16 protein-coding genes are annotated in these 17473 nt (G+C 64.8%); 4 read left to right on the top strand and 12 right to left on the bottom strand.

Annotated features, from left to right (window positions below; genetic code table 11):
• The first annotated feature begins 170 nt into the window (after positions 1–170).
• From IFJ75_RS00670 to IFJ75_RS00655, 4 genes are all read left to right on the top strand, one after another.
• Entirely contained in the window at positions 171–1238 is a 1068-nt protein-coding gene (locus IFJ75_RS00670; RefSeq protein WP_207870661.1) for an acyltransferase family protein, read from the top strand.
• 42 nt (positions 1239–1280) lie between these two features.
• Positions 1281–2294, top strand: coding sequence for an endonuclease/exonuclease/phosphatase family protein (locus tag IFJ75_RS00665; protein WP_207870660.1), 1014 nt, complete (start codon positions 1281–1283; stop codon positions 2292–2294).
• A gap of 163 nt (positions 2295–2457) precedes the next feature.
• Positions 2458–3840, top strand: coding sequence for an O-antigen ligase family protein (locus IFJ75_RS00660; RefSeq protein WP_207870659.1), 1383 nt, complete (start codon positions 2458–2460; stop codon positions 3838–3840).
• Positions 3841–3859: 19 nt separating this feature from the next.
• Positions 3860–5236 carry a hypothetical protein gene (locus IFJ75_RS00655; RefSeq protein WP_207870658.1) on the top strand — a complete coding sequence of 459 codons (1377 nt, stop codon included), beginning with the start codon at positions 3860–3862 and terminating at the stop codon, positions 5234–5236.
• An 11-nt stretch (positions 5237–5247) separates the two neighbouring features.
• Here the strand turns inward: IFJ75_RS00655 and IFJ75_RS00650 are convergent, their stop codons facing one another.
• The 12 genes from IFJ75_RS00650 to rfbC all read right to left on the bottom strand — a co-directional run bounded on the left by IFJ75_RS00650 (position 5248) and on the right by rfbC (position 17315).
• Positions 5248–6084 carry a nitroreductase family protein gene (locus tag IFJ75_RS00650; RefSeq protein WP_207870657.1) on the bottom strand — a complete coding sequence of 279 codons (837 nt, stop codon included), beginning with the start codon at positions 6082–6084 and terminating at the stop codon, positions 5248–5250.
• Positions 6085–6267: 183 nt separating this feature from the next.
• Positions 6268–7524, bottom strand: coding sequence for a lipopolysaccharide biosynthesis protein (locus IFJ75_RS00645; protein WP_207870656.1), 1257 nt, complete (start codon positions 7522–7524; stop codon positions 6268–6270).
• Between the two features lie 36 nt (positions 7525–7560).
• Complete coding sequence (locus IFJ75_RS00640; RefSeq protein WP_207870655.1) at positions 7561–8733, bottom strand: polysaccharide pyruvyl transferase family protein; 1173 nt, start codon at positions 8731–8733, stop codon at positions 7561–7563.
• The gene (locus tag IFJ75_RS00635) at positions 8717–9724 is read right to left on the bottom strand and encodes a glycosyltransferase family 2 protein (RefSeq protein ID WP_207870654.1); all 1008 of its coding nucleotides are present in this window, start codon (positions 9722–9724) and stop codon (positions 8717–8719) included. Before IFJ75_RS00635 ends, IFJ75_RS00640 begins: the two co-directional genes overlap by 17 nt.
• A complete protein-coding gene (locus IFJ75_RS00630; RefSeq protein WP_207870653.1) occupies positions 9721–10641 on the bottom strand; it encodes an NAD-dependent epimerase/dehydratase family protein in 921 nt (306 codons plus the stop codon). Before IFJ75_RS00630 ends, IFJ75_RS00635 begins: the two co-directional genes overlap by 4 nt.
• The gene (locus IFJ75_RS00625; RefSeq protein ID WP_207870652.1) at positions 10616–11851 is read right to left on the bottom strand and encodes a glycosyltransferase family 4 protein; all 1236 of its coding nucleotides are present in this window, start codon (positions 11849–11851) and stop codon (positions 10616–10618) included. The genes IFJ75_RS00630 and IFJ75_RS00625 overlap by 26 nt, the downstream gene beginning before the upstream one ends.
• A gap of 172 nt (positions 11852–12023) precedes the next feature.
• Positions 12024–12806, bottom strand: coding sequence for a 2OG-Fe(II) oxygenase (locus IFJ75_RS00620; RefSeq protein WP_207870651.1), 783 nt, complete (start codon positions 12804–12806; stop codon positions 12024–12026).
• 41 nt (positions 12807–12847) lie between these two features.
• Positions 12848–13954: a DUF1972 domain-containing protein gene (locus tag IFJ75_RS00615; RefSeq protein ID WP_225896927.1), complete on the bottom strand. Its 1107-nt coding sequence runs from the start codon at positions 13952–13954 to the stop codon at positions 12848–12850.
• 5 nt (positions 13955–13959) lie between these two features.
• Positions 13960–14841 (bottom strand): glucose-1-phosphate thymidylyltransferase RfbA, encoded by an 882-nt coding sequence (rfbA, locus tag IFJ75_RS00610; RefSeq protein WP_207870649.1) that lies wholly within the window; start codon positions 14839–14841, stop codon positions 13960–13962.
• A complete protein-coding gene (rfbD, locus tag IFJ75_RS00605; protein WP_207870648.1) occupies positions 14838–15740 on the bottom strand; it encodes a dTDP-4-dehydrorhamnose reductase in 903 nt (300 codons plus the stop codon). The genes rfbA and rfbD overlap by 4 nt, the downstream gene beginning before the upstream one ends.
• Positions 15733–16791 (bottom strand): dTDP-glucose 4,6-dehydratase, encoded by a 1059-nt coding sequence (gene rfbB, locus IFJ75_RS00600; protein ID WP_207870647.1) that lies wholly within the window; start codon positions 16789–16791, stop codon positions 15733–15735. The genes rfbD and rfbB overlap by 8 nt, the downstream gene beginning before the upstream one ends.
• Positions 16792–16802: 11 nt before the next feature.
• A complete protein-coding gene (gene rfbC, locus IFJ75_RS00595; protein ID WP_263973002.1) occupies positions 16803–17315 on the bottom strand; it encodes a dTDP-4-dehydrorhamnose 3,5-epimerase in 513 nt (170 codons plus the stop codon).
• Between the last annotated feature and the right edge of the window lie 158 nt (positions 17316–17473).

The following is a 17473-nucleotide window of genomic DNA, read 5'->3' as shown; positions in this document are numbered from 1 at the left end:
GCGCGTGCCCGACGGAGCGGGCCTTCGGCCAGCCTCGCTGAGAGTGGCGCCGCGTCTTTGAAGCCTCAGGCCAGCCGACATCGTCTCCACGCCGTGATCCGCGGCTCGCAAACCGTTGTTGTCGCCGTGGATTTGAGCCAGATTGCAGAGCGCGACAACTGGGAAGCCAAATGACTGAAACCGCCGTGCCGCCGCCGGAAAGGCGCAACAATTTTGCTGTCCTTCGTTTGCTCCTGGCCTTTGCCGTCATCGTCAGCCATTCACCGCAACTTCTCACCGGAGACTATTCACAGGAACCTGCGATGATGCTCTGGAATACCCTCACGCTTGGCGGCATCGGGGTGGACGGCTTCTTTATCGTCAGCGGCTATCTGATCGCGAAGAGTTTTGAAACCAGCGAGGGCGTCCTCTCCTATCTCTGGAAGCGCGTTCTTCGCATCTATCCGGCGTTCATCGTCGCCTTTCTGATCTGCGTGGCCATTGTCGCCCCCCTCGCCGATGGCAACCCCCTCTCTGTCGGAGACTGGTTCCGGCAGCTGGCGCACATGTTCCTTCTTGCGCCTCCGGAAGTTCCCGGGGTTTTCAACGGCATGCCGCACGCGGCGCTCAACGGCTCGATGTGGACGATCTCGTACGAGTTCCGGGCCTATCTGGTCGTCGCCGCCTTGGGCGTCATGGGCCTTTTGCGTCAGAGATATGTGGTGCTCGTTCTCGCCGTAGCGCTTGTCGTGGCTAACGGATTCCAGCTCGTTCCAGCCATAAAATTGCCGGCCGCGGCCTTGTTCGGGATGCTCGATGTGAACGTCCGCCTCGTGGGGCTGTTTCTCAGCGGAACCTGCTTCTATCTGTTCAGGGACGTCATCCGGTATGACTGGCGCGTCGCGCTGGCCGCTGCGGCGGCCCTGTTCGGGGCCATGTTCTCGATCCACCTCGCCGAACCCGCGATCGCGTTATTGGGCGGCTATCTCGTCTTCTGGTTCGCCTTCAAGGCGCCCCTGTCGGCCGTGAGCGACCGCCTCAGGGACGACGTGTCCTACGGCATGTATCTGTACGCCTGGCCCGCGCAGGGCCTTATCATCTACTACGGGTGGACGTCTTCTCACTGGGTCGTCACCGCCATGGCGACACTGATCTCTGTGGTGTTGGGTTTCGTGAGCTGGAAAATCGTCGAGGCGCCGATGCTGAGACTCAAGTCCGTGTCGCTACCTGATGTCTTCCGCCGCAAACAACTCGCCTAGACTGCGGTACTTGATCGCATCGGCGAGGAAGGGCGACTGCTGATGACGAAGCAGTTGTTCGATCGAGGCCCCGAGCACCAGCCAATCCTCTGGTCGACGCGGAGACACGAGGACTGGCCTGTCGCGCGCAAGATAATTTCAGCGCTGACGATCTGTTTGATGGCGGTGGCCCTTCTGATCAGCGGGACCGCCCTCGGCCGTTTTGATTTCGCATGGAGCGATCTTCTGGCCCAGTTTACCGCCCCCGCTCTGATCCTGACAGCCATCCTTGCGCCGATCCTCCTGCTGCTCAGGCTGAAGACCGCCTTCGGTGTCGCCGTCGTGACGGCGGCGGCTCTGTCAGCCGCGGTCTGGCCCCAATGGATGGTGGATAGAGGCAGGCCGCTTGTGGGGGCCCCGGTCATCACCCTCTACTCCGCCAATCTTCACCTCGAGAACGCCAACGTCTCGAAAATCAGATCGTCGATCGCACAGGCGAAGCCGGACATCGTGGTTGTGGTTGAAGCCTCGCCCACGGTCCTTCAGGAGTTGGACTCGATTTTAGTCAACCTCCCGAACCGGATGACCATCGATCCCGGCATCGCGATCGCATCCCGCTATCCCTTGATCCCTGCCAGCCACAATGTCCGTTATGCCAAACTCTACGCCTTGGCTCATATCGACAGCCCGCTCGGACCGCTCAACGTAGTCGGGGTTCACCTGATGAGGCCTTGGCCTTATCAGGCCCAGGAGCAACAAATCCGGGGCGTAGCCGCGCTTGAAGTTCTTCTGTCACAAGTCACTGGCCCGGCCTTGGTGGCGGGCGACTTCAACAGCGTGTCCAGCGGTCGAATCGGACGATTGATACAGCGTCAAACCGGTCTGAAGCCCAATCCGGGCTGGCCGGGAACCTGGCCCGCCCTGGCGCCTCCCCCGTTCGCGATCACGATCGATCAGGTCTACCGCACCCCCGACCTCGCGGTCCTGAAACGCGGGCTCGGCCGGGACACGGGTTCCGACCATCGCCCTGTGGTGACGAAAATCACGGAGTCAGCAAAGCCCGGAGTCCCGGACTGATCACTGGCCTATCGCCTCCCGGCCCTGTGATTTTCTCTCGGAAAGTATCATCGTTTAAAGAGAATTGCGGATAAGGCGAAACCTGAAAATCCAGCCGCGAATACGTGATACTCGCCTTGGGTTCGGCCGCTCCTCCGGGCGTCGAGAGAATGTAGAGACAAAGATGACGACGTGGGCGCCGGCTGGCGGATTTGAGAACACGCGACAGGACGGGTCTCGCGCGGAGGGGGTCTCTGTTCTCGAATGGGCCGCGGTCGGCTGGTGCATCCTGCTGGTCCTGCTTTCGATCGTTTGGCCGAGGTACGGCTTCTTCGCCCTGGGCGGCGCCTTCAAGGCGACACCCTTCACCTTCATGGCGATGGCGACCTGGCCGCTGATCGGCGTGCTCTGCCTGCAGCTTTCGTTCGGGCGACGCCTTGTCGGGGCCTTCATCACCAACCCTTGGCTCGCGGCCTCCCTGGTCGTCTGGGTGTTCTGGCGCGTCTTCACGGCGGTCTTGGGCGAAACGCCCGATGTTTCCGTCACCATCGTCGCGCGCGACCTTCTCTACTTCATGCCGATGTGGGTTCTGGTCGTCGCGATCGCGGCCCGGCAGGACGGTCTCCGGATCATCGTGGGGACGATCGTTATCGCCACCGCCCTGGTCTCCCTTGTTGCTTTGGCGGAATGGACGACGGGAAAATCATTCTCCCAATTGCTGGGTGTCCAGTTCGCGGGCAGCGACACCTTCCTGCTCGGCGTTTCGGAGGTTCAGTTTCGTGGGGGTTCGGCGCGTCTGCAGTCCGTCTTCACACACTCGATTGTCTTCGGGCAGTATTTGAGTTTCGTCGCGCCGATCATGGCCTGGGCGGTCTGGCGCGGGCGAGGCCTCATCCGTCTCATCGCCATCCCCTGCCTGCTGATCCTGCCCATCCTGGCCTGGAACACGGGAAGCCGTTCGAGCGTGCTCGGCGTCGGTGTCGCCCTCGCCCTGTTTGTCGCGCTGGTGACCCTCCGGGCGGCGCGGCGGCTGACATATACCTCCATCCTCTCTCTGCTCTTCATGGGAATTCTGGCCTTGGCGGCCGCCGGCCCCCTGCACAATCAGGCCGTCGCTCTTATCGGCGGTCGGACCGCCGTCGAGGCGTCCAGTTCTCTTTATCGAGGCGCCATGTATGCCAAGGGCATGATCGCCATTCAGGAACGGCCGGTCACGGGCTTCGGAGATGGACGGGCCGCCTATCACGCCGGATTTTATGGACGAAAGGGCGTCCTCACCATCGACTCCGCCTATCTTTCCACTCTTCTGGACAGTGGATGGACAGGCCTTGTCCTTCTGGTGACGACCTGGGGCCTGCTTCTGCTCAGCCTCATACGCAGCGCCCTGAGACTGGACGCCGCGTCCGAAGCGACCGCCTTCGCCGCCGGAATCGCCGGGGTGCTGGTGGTATTCTCGATCCTCTCGATCACCGACAACGTCACTCTGATCTTCATCGGCGCTGGCGTGGCGATGGCGATCCGCTACCGGTATATCGTCCAGTCCCTGCCGACAGCCCGGCCGGGCTGAACCCGGCGAGCGGGCGGCCATGAACCCCGATCGTCGCGACATCGTCCTGGGCGTCGCCGCCCTCGCCGCCCTGCCCCGCACAGCCTTCGCCGCGGAGCCGAGGACGGTCTCGATCGAAGCCTTCGGCGCCGTTCCGGGCGAAGACGCCCGCCCCGCCATCCTCGCCGCCGTCCAGTCGCTCGCCGAGACGGGCGGCGGCACGGTGATCATTCCGAACAACGGCGTCGGCGGCTGGCGGATTTCGGGCGAGACCCGCATCGAGACCTCCAACATCCGCATCGAGTTGCATGACGACCTGCAGCTCACCACCACCGAACCGTCGGCCGCCCTGTCCTTCGTCGGCTCCCCGGCGCGGCCGCTGATCGACGTGGGCGTGGTCTGTCCCGGAAGGAAATGCCGGATCGACGGAAACGGCCGCAACATGCGGGGCTATCGCTACGTCGCGGGACCGAGCTTTCCTGCCCTGCATTTCGCCCACTGCCATCGCCCCTTCGCCGGCAACCTTCATGCCTTCAACGGACTGGTGAACTCCCTGCTGTTCGAGTTCTGCGGCGACCCCCGACATGTCGATTGCGACGGCTCGGATGCCCAATACGACAACGGGATCTCGGTGAACTTCTATCCGCTGTACCGTCGCCACAATCCGGAGGGTCCGCTGCTATGGACCAACTCCTATGGCCTGAGGCCCCGGGCATGGAACAACAAGGGGATCGGGATCGCCCTCTATGCGGCGGTCGGCAACGTCCTTGAATGGCCGGCGAGCTGGAACAACGGCAACGATATCGCCGCCTTGCCGACCAACGGCGGCGGTATTTCGATCGAGCACAATACGGCGTCGCGAGATCCCGCCGCGGCCGGGCGCGACAGTCACACAGTGATCACCGGAGCCGATGTGCACGACAACTACAACATCGGCATCATCGCCACGGCCCGGGGCGTGAAGCTCGTCTCCCCGCGCATCCGGCGCACCCGGCGTCCCCGGATCCGCCCCAACCGGACCACGGCCTATGGTTCGAACCTTCTGGTCTTCGGCTATGGCGCCGTCGAGGTCGTCGACGGCCTCAGCGAGGACGCGGGCCAGCACGGCGCGGTGCTGCTGGCCACCAACACCCACGACTATCCCGATCTGGCGTGGGACGGCACCATCGTCCGATCCTACGGGCACGGGATATGGGGGCGCGGGATATCCTTGGTGACGACCTCCGACCGGTCCGTCGTCGAAGACAGCGGCGCCGGAAATCCGGCCCGGGTGCGGGATGTCCGGCTCGACAACACCGGCTCGGCCTATAACCCAGTGGGCGGCCGCGCGGTTATCGGAGGGCGGATCGGGACCGCGCAGCCAGGAACGCCCACCACGATCGACCTGAGCGCCGACGCAGGCCTCTGGACCCGCTAGGCCGGCAGCGCCTAGCGGAACTCGTACATATCCGACAGGGGACGCTTCGCCGACTGGGCGACCTCGACCGTCTCCGGATAGTGGCCGACCGCCAGAAGGAAGATGATCGACCGGTCCCGCGGAATGTTCAGCCTCTGCTTCAGCTTCTTGTCGACTGCGCCGGGCTTGGACCAGTTGAGGCAACAGGTCGCCAGCCCTTCGCGGTGCAGGCCGAGGATCAGGGACATGGCGAACAGGCCGCCGTCGACCCACCGTTGATTTCGCTCCGGCCCGAAGAAATTCTTGGTCCGCATCGTGATGACCAGCAGCGTCGGGACATTCTGCGAAAAGCCGTTGGCGCCGGCCTGGATCGCCAGGGCGTCGGCGATATCGGCCTTGTCGCGGAAAACATAGACGTAGCCCGACTGGCGATTGCAGACGCTCGGCGACTTCTGAGCCAGCCGGATGGCCGTGGTGATCTGGCTGTCATCGACCGGAGCGCTGTCGAACACACGCACGCTGGACCGTCCTTCGAAGAAGGCGTCTGGCACCAGTTTTCCGACGGCGGCGACCTCATCGCGGGCGACCCGCTTCAGCCCGCCCCGGGCATTGTCGGAACTCACCTGCAGCAGACGGTCGATCTCCGCCGCGAACGGATAGTCGGTACAGCCCACCGTGCCGTTGAAGCGCACATAGGCCGCGAGCACGCCCTGGGCGCGGGCTATCGTATCGTCGACGCCGAACAGGGCGATGTATTCGTGGCACCGGCGGATCAGGGGACCGATGTTGCGCGCGCCGTAGCCCGGCCGCGGGGACGGCATCGAAAGCCCCTTCTCGATATTGTGGGTCATGATGGTGATGACCGACACCAACGTTTCCTGATCCGAAACTCCGCTTATGAGCGAAGAATTGCAAACATAGTCGAAGAAGTCGTAGGAAGAATTTTTCGCAGCGGCAGGCGCATCAAAGACTATGCGCTTTCCCGTTCTTGCGATGTTTTTCATATAGCTGATGAATGACATTGATACGGACCCCGCCACGGCTATCTTGATTCAGGTATCAGCGCTTCGGACGCCAGTCGTCCCGAAAAGACCCGCCCCCCGCGCATAGTTCAGACGGACCAGGCCATAGATCGTCAGGGTGGTGGCGGCGCCCGCCGCCATCGCCCAGGGAACCCCGTTGATGCCCCAATAGCGCCGAACCAGCAGGATCGCGCAGAAGGTGACCGACAGCCCCAGCACCTGACCCACGATCCGCCAGATTGGAACGCCGATGCTGACCAGAGACACGCCGATACCGGCCGCAATCGCCCGGGCCAGGAAGAACACCGCGAACCCGGGCCATAGCGGGCCCATCTGGGCGTAGTCCTCGCCGAGCAGAAACAGGGTCACCGGAGGCGCCACAAAGGCCAGTCCGATGGCCCCGAGAACTCCGATGGCGGTGAACTCCAGGTTCATCAGCAGTTCGGGCCGGGAGAGGCGCGGACCGCCGTCCTTGATCTCGCGCGTGATGCGCGGAATGTGGATCGCCGCCAAGGCGATGACGACCGCGAACCCCGCCTGCACGAAGCGGTTGCCTCCCTGATAGATGCCGGCGAGGTGAAGGCTGAACAGGCTGGCGACCAGCAAACTGTCGATCTGGACGTTCAGATAGCCCAGCATGTTGTCGACGCCCCAGCTCCAGGCGCTCTTCATACTGGTCCAGACATGGACCAGCGGCTGCACGCTCAGCCTGTAGCCCGCGAAGAGGCGTTCCGCCCCGACCACAGCCAGAACGGCGTAGAAGGATCGCGACGCAAGGAAGGCGATACCCAGGATCGGCAGGCCCGCATGGCTCAGAGCGACCCACCCCACGACCGCGACATGGAGGGCCGCTGTCCAGGCCGTCAGCCAGAGTTCGGAGCGATACTTCCCCGTCGCCCGATAGGCCGTCAGGGCGAGGTCGCCGATGGCGCCGATGAGGACAGCGGCGCCCAGCATCGCCATGGGAAGACCCGTTCCCGGCGGCTTGGGGGCCAGCCAGATAGCGATGCCCCCAATGACCATGGCGGCCAGCGTCAGAACCGCCTTGAGATTAAGGCAGGCGTTGAGAATGGCGCCGCCGCGTTCCGGCTCGGCGGCGATGTCCCGAAGCGCCTTCGAGCCGAAGCCGAAGTCCGTCACCAGCGACACCAGGGTCGCATAGGCGAAGACGGTGGCGACCAGACCGTAGGCCTCCGGGCCGAGACCCCGTGCGATCAGGATGAACGCGACCAGCCCCGCCCCCATGCGGATCAGCACCGAGCCCGCCATGGCCAGTCTGTTGAACATCCTGTGCGCCCCGTCCTGGCCCGGCCCTGCCCCGGCCTAGGCCGGGCGTCCCATCGTCTGGGCGACCAGGGTCGCCATCGCATCACGATAGGCGCCCAGCCGGGTGCGGGCGATTGCGAGACCGTTCTGGATCTTCTCGGCCAGGACGGCGCGGTTCTCGACGCCCTGGACCAGTTGCTCCAGGGCCGTCGCCGTGTCCGCGACCCGTCCGTCGATATAGTCGGTATAGCCCAGGGTCTCGAACAGGCCGTTGAACTTGCGGCTGTAGGCGATCGGCACCACGGGAACGCCTGACGAGAAGGCGCCGATACAGGCGTGCATCCGGCCGCCGGTGAAGAAGTCCATCCCGGCGATGAAGGACTTGGCCTCGACCGAGTTGCGGAATTTCGGCGCGGCATGGGCCGCGGGATATTTCTGGGCGAAGACGGTCACGGCGTCGTCGTCGTATTCGGTCGACGCCTCGTCGTGCAGCACGTGAGACACGAACCACACCTCGGTGTTCGGGCGCGCCAGCATCCGCTCGGTGAAACTCTCCAGCAGGGCCCGGTGGTCGATGGTCAGCTGGAAGCGATCGGCGTGGTAGTGCAGCAGGCCCGAGACATTGATGCCGATCCGCAGGACACCGTCGTCATGCTGCGGCCGGGTGAACGGCAGGTGGAAGGCGACGTCGATCACCTCGCGCGCCTCGGTCCGGGCCCCCAATTCCGCCAGGGCCTTGGTCGAGATCGAATCCCGGGTGAAGACCAGACGGCTGCGGTTGATGATCCATTTGGCGATCGCCTGGCTCCAGCCGTAACGGAACGGGCCGATCGTCTGGGGCGCCAGGACCACGGGTCGTCCGCTGCGGATCGCCGCGACCTTGGTCATCGAATGCAAGGCCAGCTGGAAGGCGCCGTAGATGTCGGTGAAACCGTCGCCGGCGCAGATGTCGACGACGATGTCGCACGTGCGCAGCGCCGCGAAATAAGGCCCCGCCCGACCGGTCACCAGGTTGCCGATGCGCAGATAGGGCGCCTGTTCGATATCCGGCTCCGAGGGCGCATCCGTTCCCGGCTTGCCCAGCAACACGAACCGCGGCGTCAGACCGGCCTGTTGGCAGGCGTCGCGCAGCAAGGCCACGTTCGAACGGCTGAGCGCGTCCACGCCCAGATTGGGCCAGCCGAACGCATGCCAGAGAAGTCCGATCCGAATTTCAGGCGTCTGAGGCATCGCGGGTCTCGATTGCAGGAAGGGCCGACCGATTGCGCCGGCCAAGAAAGAAGAGGGTCAGGGCGAGGTCGAAGCGTCGCAGGCCCGGACGGGCTCCGGCGAAGATCTTGGACAGCTCAGCCATACCAGATCGCATCAGCGGATCGACATCACGGCTTGCTACAGACCGCCCTCTTTCGTTCAGCCGCAGCCTGAGCGCCGCCAGCTGGGTGCGGGCGACGTCCGCCCGTTTGCGGGCGTTCGCGATCCGTGAACCGATGAAGGCCCATGGCCGGGTCAGAACCGCCCTCAGCTTGGACGCGTCGCTGGCGGCGGCGCTGCCGATTCCGATCGCATTGCCGCCATGCTGGCGATAGTCGACCAGGCTCTCCGGACAGGCGGCGACCGTGCCCGCCGCCGCCGCCAGCAGGTTGATCCACCAGTCGTGGATGGTGACCTCGGGAAACGGCAGGGCCAGATCGAGCAGCGTCCGGTTCGCCAGGGTGCAGCAGCCGGGCGCATGGTTGTCGAGCGCGAAATCCGTCAGGGTCCGCGCCTCGATCGACTTCAAGGTCGCGTCGAAGAAGGAGGGGGCGATCACCTCCAGGGTCTCGGTCACCAGGCCGAGATCGGAAAAGACCAGGACGGGCTGGTCGCGGCCGGTCACGCGCTCGACTTCCATCGCCGTGGCCACCAGGCGTTCGATCTTGTCGGCGCGCCAGATGTCGTCCTGATCCGCGAGAACGACATAGTCCGCGTCGCAGCCGGCCAGGGCCCGTTCGAAATTCCCGACCACGCCCCGCCGCGCCGACCCCAGAAAGCGAATCTCCAGCCGGTCGCGATAGGACTCCAGGATTTCGGCGGTCCGGTCGGTTGAGCCGTCGTCCGAAACGACCAGTACGATCTTTTCGTGGGTCTGGGCGACCAGGGAGTCCAGGAAAGGTGCGAGGAAGCGCTCGCCGTTGTAGGTCGCCAGGGCGATGTCGACCGTGGGAAGCGACGCCGACGTCATTGCGACGCCTCGCCCTGCATGGCGCGCCAGGTCCGCCGCACACCCTCCTCGAGGGAGACGGTCGGCCGCCAGTCGAGGCCGCTGGCCCGCGCGTTGTCGAGCACGATCAGGGGCGGATCGAAGGCGCGCGCCGGCAGTCGCGTCACGGCGAGGGGCCGGCCCGTCACAGCTTCCACAGTCGCGATCAGGTCGGCCAGGGATGTCCCTTCCCCGCCGCCGCCACAGTTGAACACGCCGGTGACGTCGCTTTCCACGATCCGGGTCAGGAGGTCCGTCAGATCGTCGATGTAGACGAAGTCGCGAACGGTCGATCCGTCCCCGTACAGGGTGATCGGCCGCCCCTCCCTCGCCGCGCCCAGGAAGACCGGGACCGCACCGATCTGGCCTGCCGGGTTCTGGCCGGGGCCATAGGGGTTGGCGGGCCGGACTACGGCGGCGGAAAGCCCGCCGCTCGCCGAATAGAGGGCGAGGTAGCGTTCCACCGCGCTCTTGACGATGCCGTAGGAGCTGATCGGATTTTGCGGATGGTCTTCGTCGATCGGCGAATATTTCGGAACGCCGTACACCGCGCCGCCGGACGACAGATAGACGATGCGCTTGCAGCCACTGTCACGCATGGCGTCCAGCAGGCGGACCGTCTGGACCAGATTGTCGGTGATGTCGCGCGCCGGATCGGCGTTGGAGGTCGCGGGAACGGTGGACGAGGCGAAATGGCAGATCACGTCGGCGTCGGCGTACCGGTCGAACTCGTCAACCAGTTGTTCGAGTCCGCCCGTGATCACCGCATGCGGGCGCGGGGCGTCGAGGCGATCGCGGGGCGAGCGCGCGCAGACCGTCACCTCGTGCCCGCGCGCAATCGCGCGGGCGACGAAATGGCCGCCGATGAAACCGTTACCGCCTGCGACGACGATTTTCATGGGCTTGCTCATAGGCGGACATCAGATCGGCATAGGCGATCTGGTCGGTAAACAGTTGGTCGGACCAGACCTTGGCGGCCTGGCCGAACCGGCGCGCCTTGTCTTCGTCGGCGACGAGGACCCGCATCTGGTCGGCCAGTTCCTGGATGTTGTCGGGATCGAAGATCAGGCCGCGCTGGCCATGTTCGACCAGTTCGGTGATGCCGCCACGATCGGAGCCGATTACCGGCCGGGCGTAGGCGAAGGACTGGTTGATCACATAGGGGAAGTTCTCGTGCCAGATCGACGGCACGACCACGAACCGGGCGAGACGCAAGACCTCATCCAGTTCCGCCCCCCATTTGGCGCCGAGGAACTCGACGTTGTCGGCTCCGACCTCCACGGCCAGGGCCTTGAGCGCCTCGGTGTCCGGACCGTCCCCGACGATCTTGATCGGAAACCCGTCCAGCAGGGCCGCCGCCCGGATCAGCCGGTCGACGCCCTTCTCCTCGATGAGGCGGCCGAAATAGAGCCCGTACGGCGCGTATTCGTCCTGGGCCTCATAGGCGGCCGACGGGAAGGGATTGCGCAGATGGGACCAAGAAACATCCCGATCGGCCCAGAAGGACTGGGTCGTGCGGGCCAGGAATTTGCTGGAGAAGGTGAAGTGATCGAAGCGGTCGTAGATCCGCAGCGCCTGGTGGGCGTAGGCCTCGATCGATCCGGCCACGGACAGGGCCAGATTGTCCTTGGAACACCGGTTCAGGACCGGTTCGTAGAAGCGCCGCGGCTTGCAGTCCATGCAGATCCGGCCGTGGTGGAACAGCTTGTAGTTCGGACATATGTGTTTGTAATCGTTGAACGTACCAACGATCGGCAGGCCCAGTTCATCCGCGGCGACCACGACGGACGGCGTCAGTTGGACATTGACGCCGAACGCGTGGAATACATCGGGCCGGAACGCCTCAAGCGCGGCCTTGACCTCGGCCTTCTTGCCCCGGTCGTAGATGGCCGACGGCAGGCTGCGCATCTTGGTCAGGACGCTGGGACTGTCGTAGTCCGGGGCGTCAAGCAACAAGACATTGTCCGCACCTTCGCGCACGTGATCCTCGCCGCTCGCGATCATCAGGGTCTCGTGCCCCTGATCGCGAAGCACCCGTTCCGTCTCCCGGAAGAAGACTTCGGCGCCGCCGGCCAGATGATAGAATTTGTGCGCCAGGGCTATCCGCACGCCATTCGCTCCAGACCTGTTTCCAGCCCCGCGCCGCCCGAGCGCACGCCCTCGCTCCGAATGCGCACAGCCGGGGACGACGACAGAATGAACCTGTCAATCAAGGCGCCTAGGGCGGGGGCTGTCGATTGCGCGACACCCTCCTGCGCGGGTCTGTGAAAGTCGGACAAAATCACTTGTTCTTGCTGGTGGCGCTTCCGAGGATCTTGGTCTTGATCGCGACAAGCTGCGGCCAGCTCTTGCCGAGCAGGCGCTTGAGCGGCGAGGCGTCTTCCGGGAACCAGGTCGTCGAACGTCCTTTCGCGCCCGTTTCGGCAGGCACGTAGGCATAGGTCGCGATGGAGCGGCGGAACATCCCTTTCGGGAAGTTCAGCCGGTCGTAGCCGTGCAGGGTGTGAGCCTTCGTCTCCATGATGACGCAACGGTTGAAGAGCGGCTCGACCTGGGTCGCCTCGCCGGTATGAATGTGCCGCAGGTTGAGGCAGCCCCCGTGTTCGGGGAGCCAGTCCCGATTGAGATACAAAAGAATATTCAGCTCCCGTTCCCAAGTGGGGTTTTCCGGGTGGTGTGAAAAATCGACGTGCATGTCCAGAAAGCTGCCTTCGCCGCCCTGGTGGATTCCGCCGCCGTGAAATTCGGGGTCGATCCAGGTGGGCCGTGACACGATCTTCTGGAGCAATTCCTTGAATCGGTCCGACATCAGGTCGAGATAGATCTCGTCGAACAGGGGGCCGATTTCGCGGAAGTTCGATTTCTCGAACTTGTTCCTGGCGAACACATAGTCCCGGCTCTTGTTGATGCTTCCATCTTCGGGCGACGGGATTTGAGCGAGCAGGGCCTCCAGCTTGCTCGCGTCGCAGAAGTCATCAATGACGACGTAGCGAAACGGCTTGGCGGTCTGGAACTGCTCGGAGAGCGCGTCAGCCTCAGCGGCCAATCGTTCAAACCTGATCATTGTTGCCTCCGACGTTACGGTGTGTTTGGGACGAGATCATCTCAGGAGCCCTGCGGCGCGCTGCACAGGCCAGCGTATTTCTGCAAAATCGGCGGCCATTGGAAATTGTCGAGAAACTGCGCCTTGGCGCTTTCCCTCGCCTGATTCAGCATCTCGCCGCCCACTTCGATCCGATCGAACGCGGCCGAGCACTGGCCCATGTCGCCGAAATAGAACTGACCGGGGCCGGCGACCCAGCGGTTGTAGGGATTGTCGTGCCCGACGACCGCGTTTCCGGCGCCCAGCGCCTCAACCAGGGACGGGTTGGTCCCACCGACACTATGGCCATGACAATAGGCGGCGGCGTGGAAACGCAGAGACTGGACCACGGTCTGGTCGTAGATGGCGCCCGGGAACAGAACTCGGCCGGCGCCGGCGGCGATCACGGCCGCATGATAAGGATTCTTGTCGGGCTCCAGCTTGCCCAAGCAGACGAACCCGATGTCGCGGGGCTTGGCGGCGAACGCCTGGACCATCGTCAGGATGTTGTTTTCCGGTTCGATGCGGCCGATAGAAATCAGATAACGGCCCGGCTCGACGCCCAGGGCGCGGACAGGCTCTTCCGGGGCCTCCAGGATCGGATCGGCGCCGTAGGGAATCATGACGATGTCCGCAGCGCGTCGGCGCCGCTTCAGGTGGCGCGCGATTTCCGGGTGATCCGCCACCAACTTTACGGACGTCAGAGCGCCTATCCATTCGTTCAGATACAGCCAGATGCGTCCGTGCCACGGCCATTTGGCGCGCTTCCACTCGATGCCGTCCATGTTCATCAGGACAGGATTTCCGGTGAAGCGAAGGAGGGCGCTGAAGGCCGCGGTATTGTAGCCGAGCACGAGCATAACCCCGCGCTCCTTCATCGCATGGCGGGTGCAGGCCCAGTCGAACTTCATGGTGCCGACAGCGCCCGCGTCCGCGACGAAGGTGACGCGGCGAATGCCCTCCCATTCGTCGATCGTCGGCCCCGCCGGTCCGGTATCCGCCTGGCAGTAAACGGTTACAGCCCAGCCGTTGTCGCGCATGTGCAAGGCGAAGCGCTGCGCGAAGGTTTCGAACCCGCCGTGAGCGGCCGGAACGCCGCGCGTGCCCAGGATGTAGAGTGATCGCCCCACAGGCACTATTTCGCCCCCGCGGCGGCCAGGACATTGTCGCGCAGATAGGCGCCGTAGGTGGACTTGCCGAGCTTGGCGGCCAGGGCCTCGAGCTGGTTGGCGTCGATGAAGCCCTTGTTGAACGCGACCTCTTCCGGGGCCGCGATCTTGAACCCCTGGCGCTTCTCGAGCGTGCGCACGAACTCCGCCGCGTCGATCAGGCTGTCGGGCGTGCCGGTGTCGAGCCAGGCGTAGCCCCGGCCCATGATCTCGACCGACAGCTTGCCGCGTTCCAGATAGATGCGGTTCACATCGGTGATCTCCAGCTCGCCGCGGGCCGAAGGCTTCAGGTCGCGGGCGATCTCGACCACGTCCGAGTCGTAGAAATACAGGCCCGTGACCGCCCAGTTCGACTTGGGCTCGGCGGGCTTCTCCTCGATCGACAGGGCGCGCATGGTCTTGTCGAACTCGACCACGCCGTAACGCTCCGGATCGGTGACGTGATAGGCGAAGACCGTGGCGCCGTCCGGCCGGCTCATGGCCGAGGTGAACAGGTCCGTGATGCCGTGACCGTAGTAGATGTTGTCGCCCAGGATCAGGGCCGAAGGGCTGTCGCCGACGAAGTCCGCGCCGATGATATAGGCCTGGGCCAGGCCGTCCGGGCTGGGCTGGACGGCGTACTGGATTTCCATCCCCCATTGCGATCCGTCGCCGAGCAGGGCCTGGAAGCTGGGCACGTCGCGCGGGGTGGAGATGATCAGCACCTCGCGGATGCCGGCCAGCATCAGGGTCGACAGCGGATAATAGATCATCGGCTTGTCGTAGATCGGCATCAGCTGCTTGGACGTGACCAGGGTCATCGGATGCAGGCGGGTGCCGGATCCTCCGGCCAGGATGATACCCTTCATGCGGCGGTCCTTTCGGCGTGGAGCTGGGTGACGATTTCGGCGACCGCGGCCTGCCAGGGGCGAGGCGCGATGCCGTAGTCGCGGGTCAGGGCGGCCGTCGACAGCACGGAGTTGCCGGGGCGTCTGGCGGGCGTCGGATAGTCGGCGGTGGTGATGGCCTCCACCGTGGCGGACGGACCGCCCGCGGCCGCGCTCAGGGCGTAGATCTCGCCAGCCAGGCCGGCCCAGGTGGTCTCGCCGGCGTTGACGAAATGATAGACGCCGGTCGGCGCTTCGGCGTCGGCGATCATCCTCAGGGCGATGGTCTTCAGGGTCGCGGCGATGTCGCGCGCCGAGGTCGGACAGCCGGTCTGGTCGCCGACGACCCGCATCTGCGGCCGGTCCGCCGCCAACCGCAGCATGGTCTTGAGGAAGTTGGCGCGGTGGACGCTGAGCACCCAGGCGGTGCGCAGCACGACCGAGCGCGGATTACCTGTCCGCACCGCCAGTTCACCCGCCAGTTTCGAGGCGCCGTAGACGCCCAGGGGGGCGACGGGATCGCCCTCGACATAGGCGCCGGCTTTGGAGCCGTCGAAGACATAGTCCGTCGAGACCTGGATCAGCGGAACCCCGGCCGCGCGCGTGACCTCGGCCAGGATGGCCGGGCCCATGGCGTTGGCGGCGAAGGCGGCCGCGACGTCGGTCTCGGCCTTGTCCACGGCCGTATAGGCGCCGGAGTTGATCACCGCCGCGAAGGGGGTTGCGTCGAAGGCCGCGCGCACCGAGACGATGTCGCCCAAGTCCAGTTCCGCCCGCGTCGGGGCGTGCAGCACGACATCGGCGGGCCAGTCGGCGGCCAGCAGCTCCAGCCCCACCTGACCGGCCCCGCCGGTGATCAGGATATGGACCGGATCAGCCATTTGCGACGCCGAGACGCTGGGTCGAATAACGGGCGTCGAGAATGTCCTGCCACCAGGACTGGTTCTCCAGATACCAGGCGACCGTCGTTTCGATGCCCTGCTCGAAGGTCACCGAAGGGGTCCAGTCCAGATCCGAGCGGATCTTGGAGGCGTCGATGGCGTAGCGATGATCGTGGCCCGGACGATCGGTAACATAGGTGATCTGGTCGGCATAGGCCTTGCCGTCCGCCCGCGGACGCAGGCGGTCGAGGATGCCGCAGATGGTGGTCACGACCGTGATGTTCTTGCGCTCGGCATTGCCGCCGACGTTGTAGGTCTCGCCGGGCGTGCCGGTCTCGAACACCGCCTGCAGGGCGCGGGCGTGATCATCGACGAACAGCCAGTCGCGCACATTGGAGCCGTCGCCATAGACCGGCAGGGGCTCGCCGTTCAGCGCACGGATGATGATCAGCGGGATCAGCTTCTCGGGGAAATGATAGGGGCCGTAGTTGTTCGAGCAGTTGGTCACCAGAACCGGCAGGCCATAGGTGTGACCCCAGGCGCGGACCAGGTGGTCGGACCCGGCCTTGGACGCCGAATAGGGCGAGCGCGGATCATACGGCGTCGTCTCGGTGAAGAAGCCGTCCTCGCCCAGTGAGCCGAACACCTCGTCGGTCGAGATATGGTGGAAGCGGAACGCCGCCTTCTCCGCCTCGGGCAGGCCGCGCCAGTAGCCCAGCGTCTGGTTCAGCATCACGAAGGTGCCGACCATGTTCGTCTGGATGAAGGCCCCGGGGCCGTCGATCGAACGATCGACGTGGCTCTCGGCGGCCAGGTGGGCGACCACGTCGGGCTTGAAGCTGGACAGAGCCTTCGACACCGCCTCGGCGTCGCAGATGTCGGCCTGGACGAAGCTGTAGCGGTTGCTGGCCGCCACCGGCTCCAGCGAGCTGAGCACGCCGGCATAGGTCAGTTTGTCGAACACCAGGACCTCGTGGTCGGTGTGTTCGATCAGGCGACGGACCAGGGCTGACCCGATGAAGCCGGCGCCGCCGGTGACCAGAATACGCATGTCGGCTTTCCTCAGAGAACGGGCAGGGGCGTGAGCGGACGGCCGTCGTAGTCGAACGGGCTGTCGAACTCGGCCAGGGTCGGCAGAAACTTGTCCTTGTCGGACAGGGTCGGGCCGGAAGCGGGCAGCGGCCAGTCGATCCCGATGGTCGGGCACGACCACAGGATGCCGCCGTCGCAGTCGGGCGCATAGACGTCGGTCACCTTGTAGGCGACCTCCACGTCCGGCCCCAGGGTGACGAAGGCGTGGCCGAAGCCGACCGGCACATAGAGCTGTTCGCCGCCCTCGGCCGTCAGCTTCGCCGCGACGTGCTGGCCGTAGGTCGGCGATCCGCGACGCAGATCGACGGCATAATCGAGGATGGCGCCGCGCACGCAGCGGACCAGTTTGGCCTGGGCGTGCGGCCCCTTCTGGAAATGGATGCCGCGGATCGTGCCTTCGAAGGCGGAAAACGACTGGTTGTCCTGAACGAAACGGTCCGTGATCCCGGCGGCCGCGGCGGCGGCCTCGGAATAGGTTTCCATGAACCAGCCCCGGTCGTCTCCGAACCGGCGCGGTCGCATCAATATGACCGGACCTGCCTCATCGGCGGATCCACCCTTTACCTCAGCCAATTTCAACCCCCGATGCCCTGCAGCATTTTACAATCCGTAACAGCGTCTCGCGAAGAGCGCGAGCCATA

The organism is Brevundimonas goettingensis (assembly GCF_017487405.1).
GTDB lineage: Bacteria > Pseudomonadota > Alphaproteobacteria > Caulobacterales > Caulobacteraceae > Brevundimonas > Brevundimonas goettingensis.
Note: the sequence above shows the minus strand (reverse complement) of the source record. Positions and strands in the feature narration are given on the sequence as shown.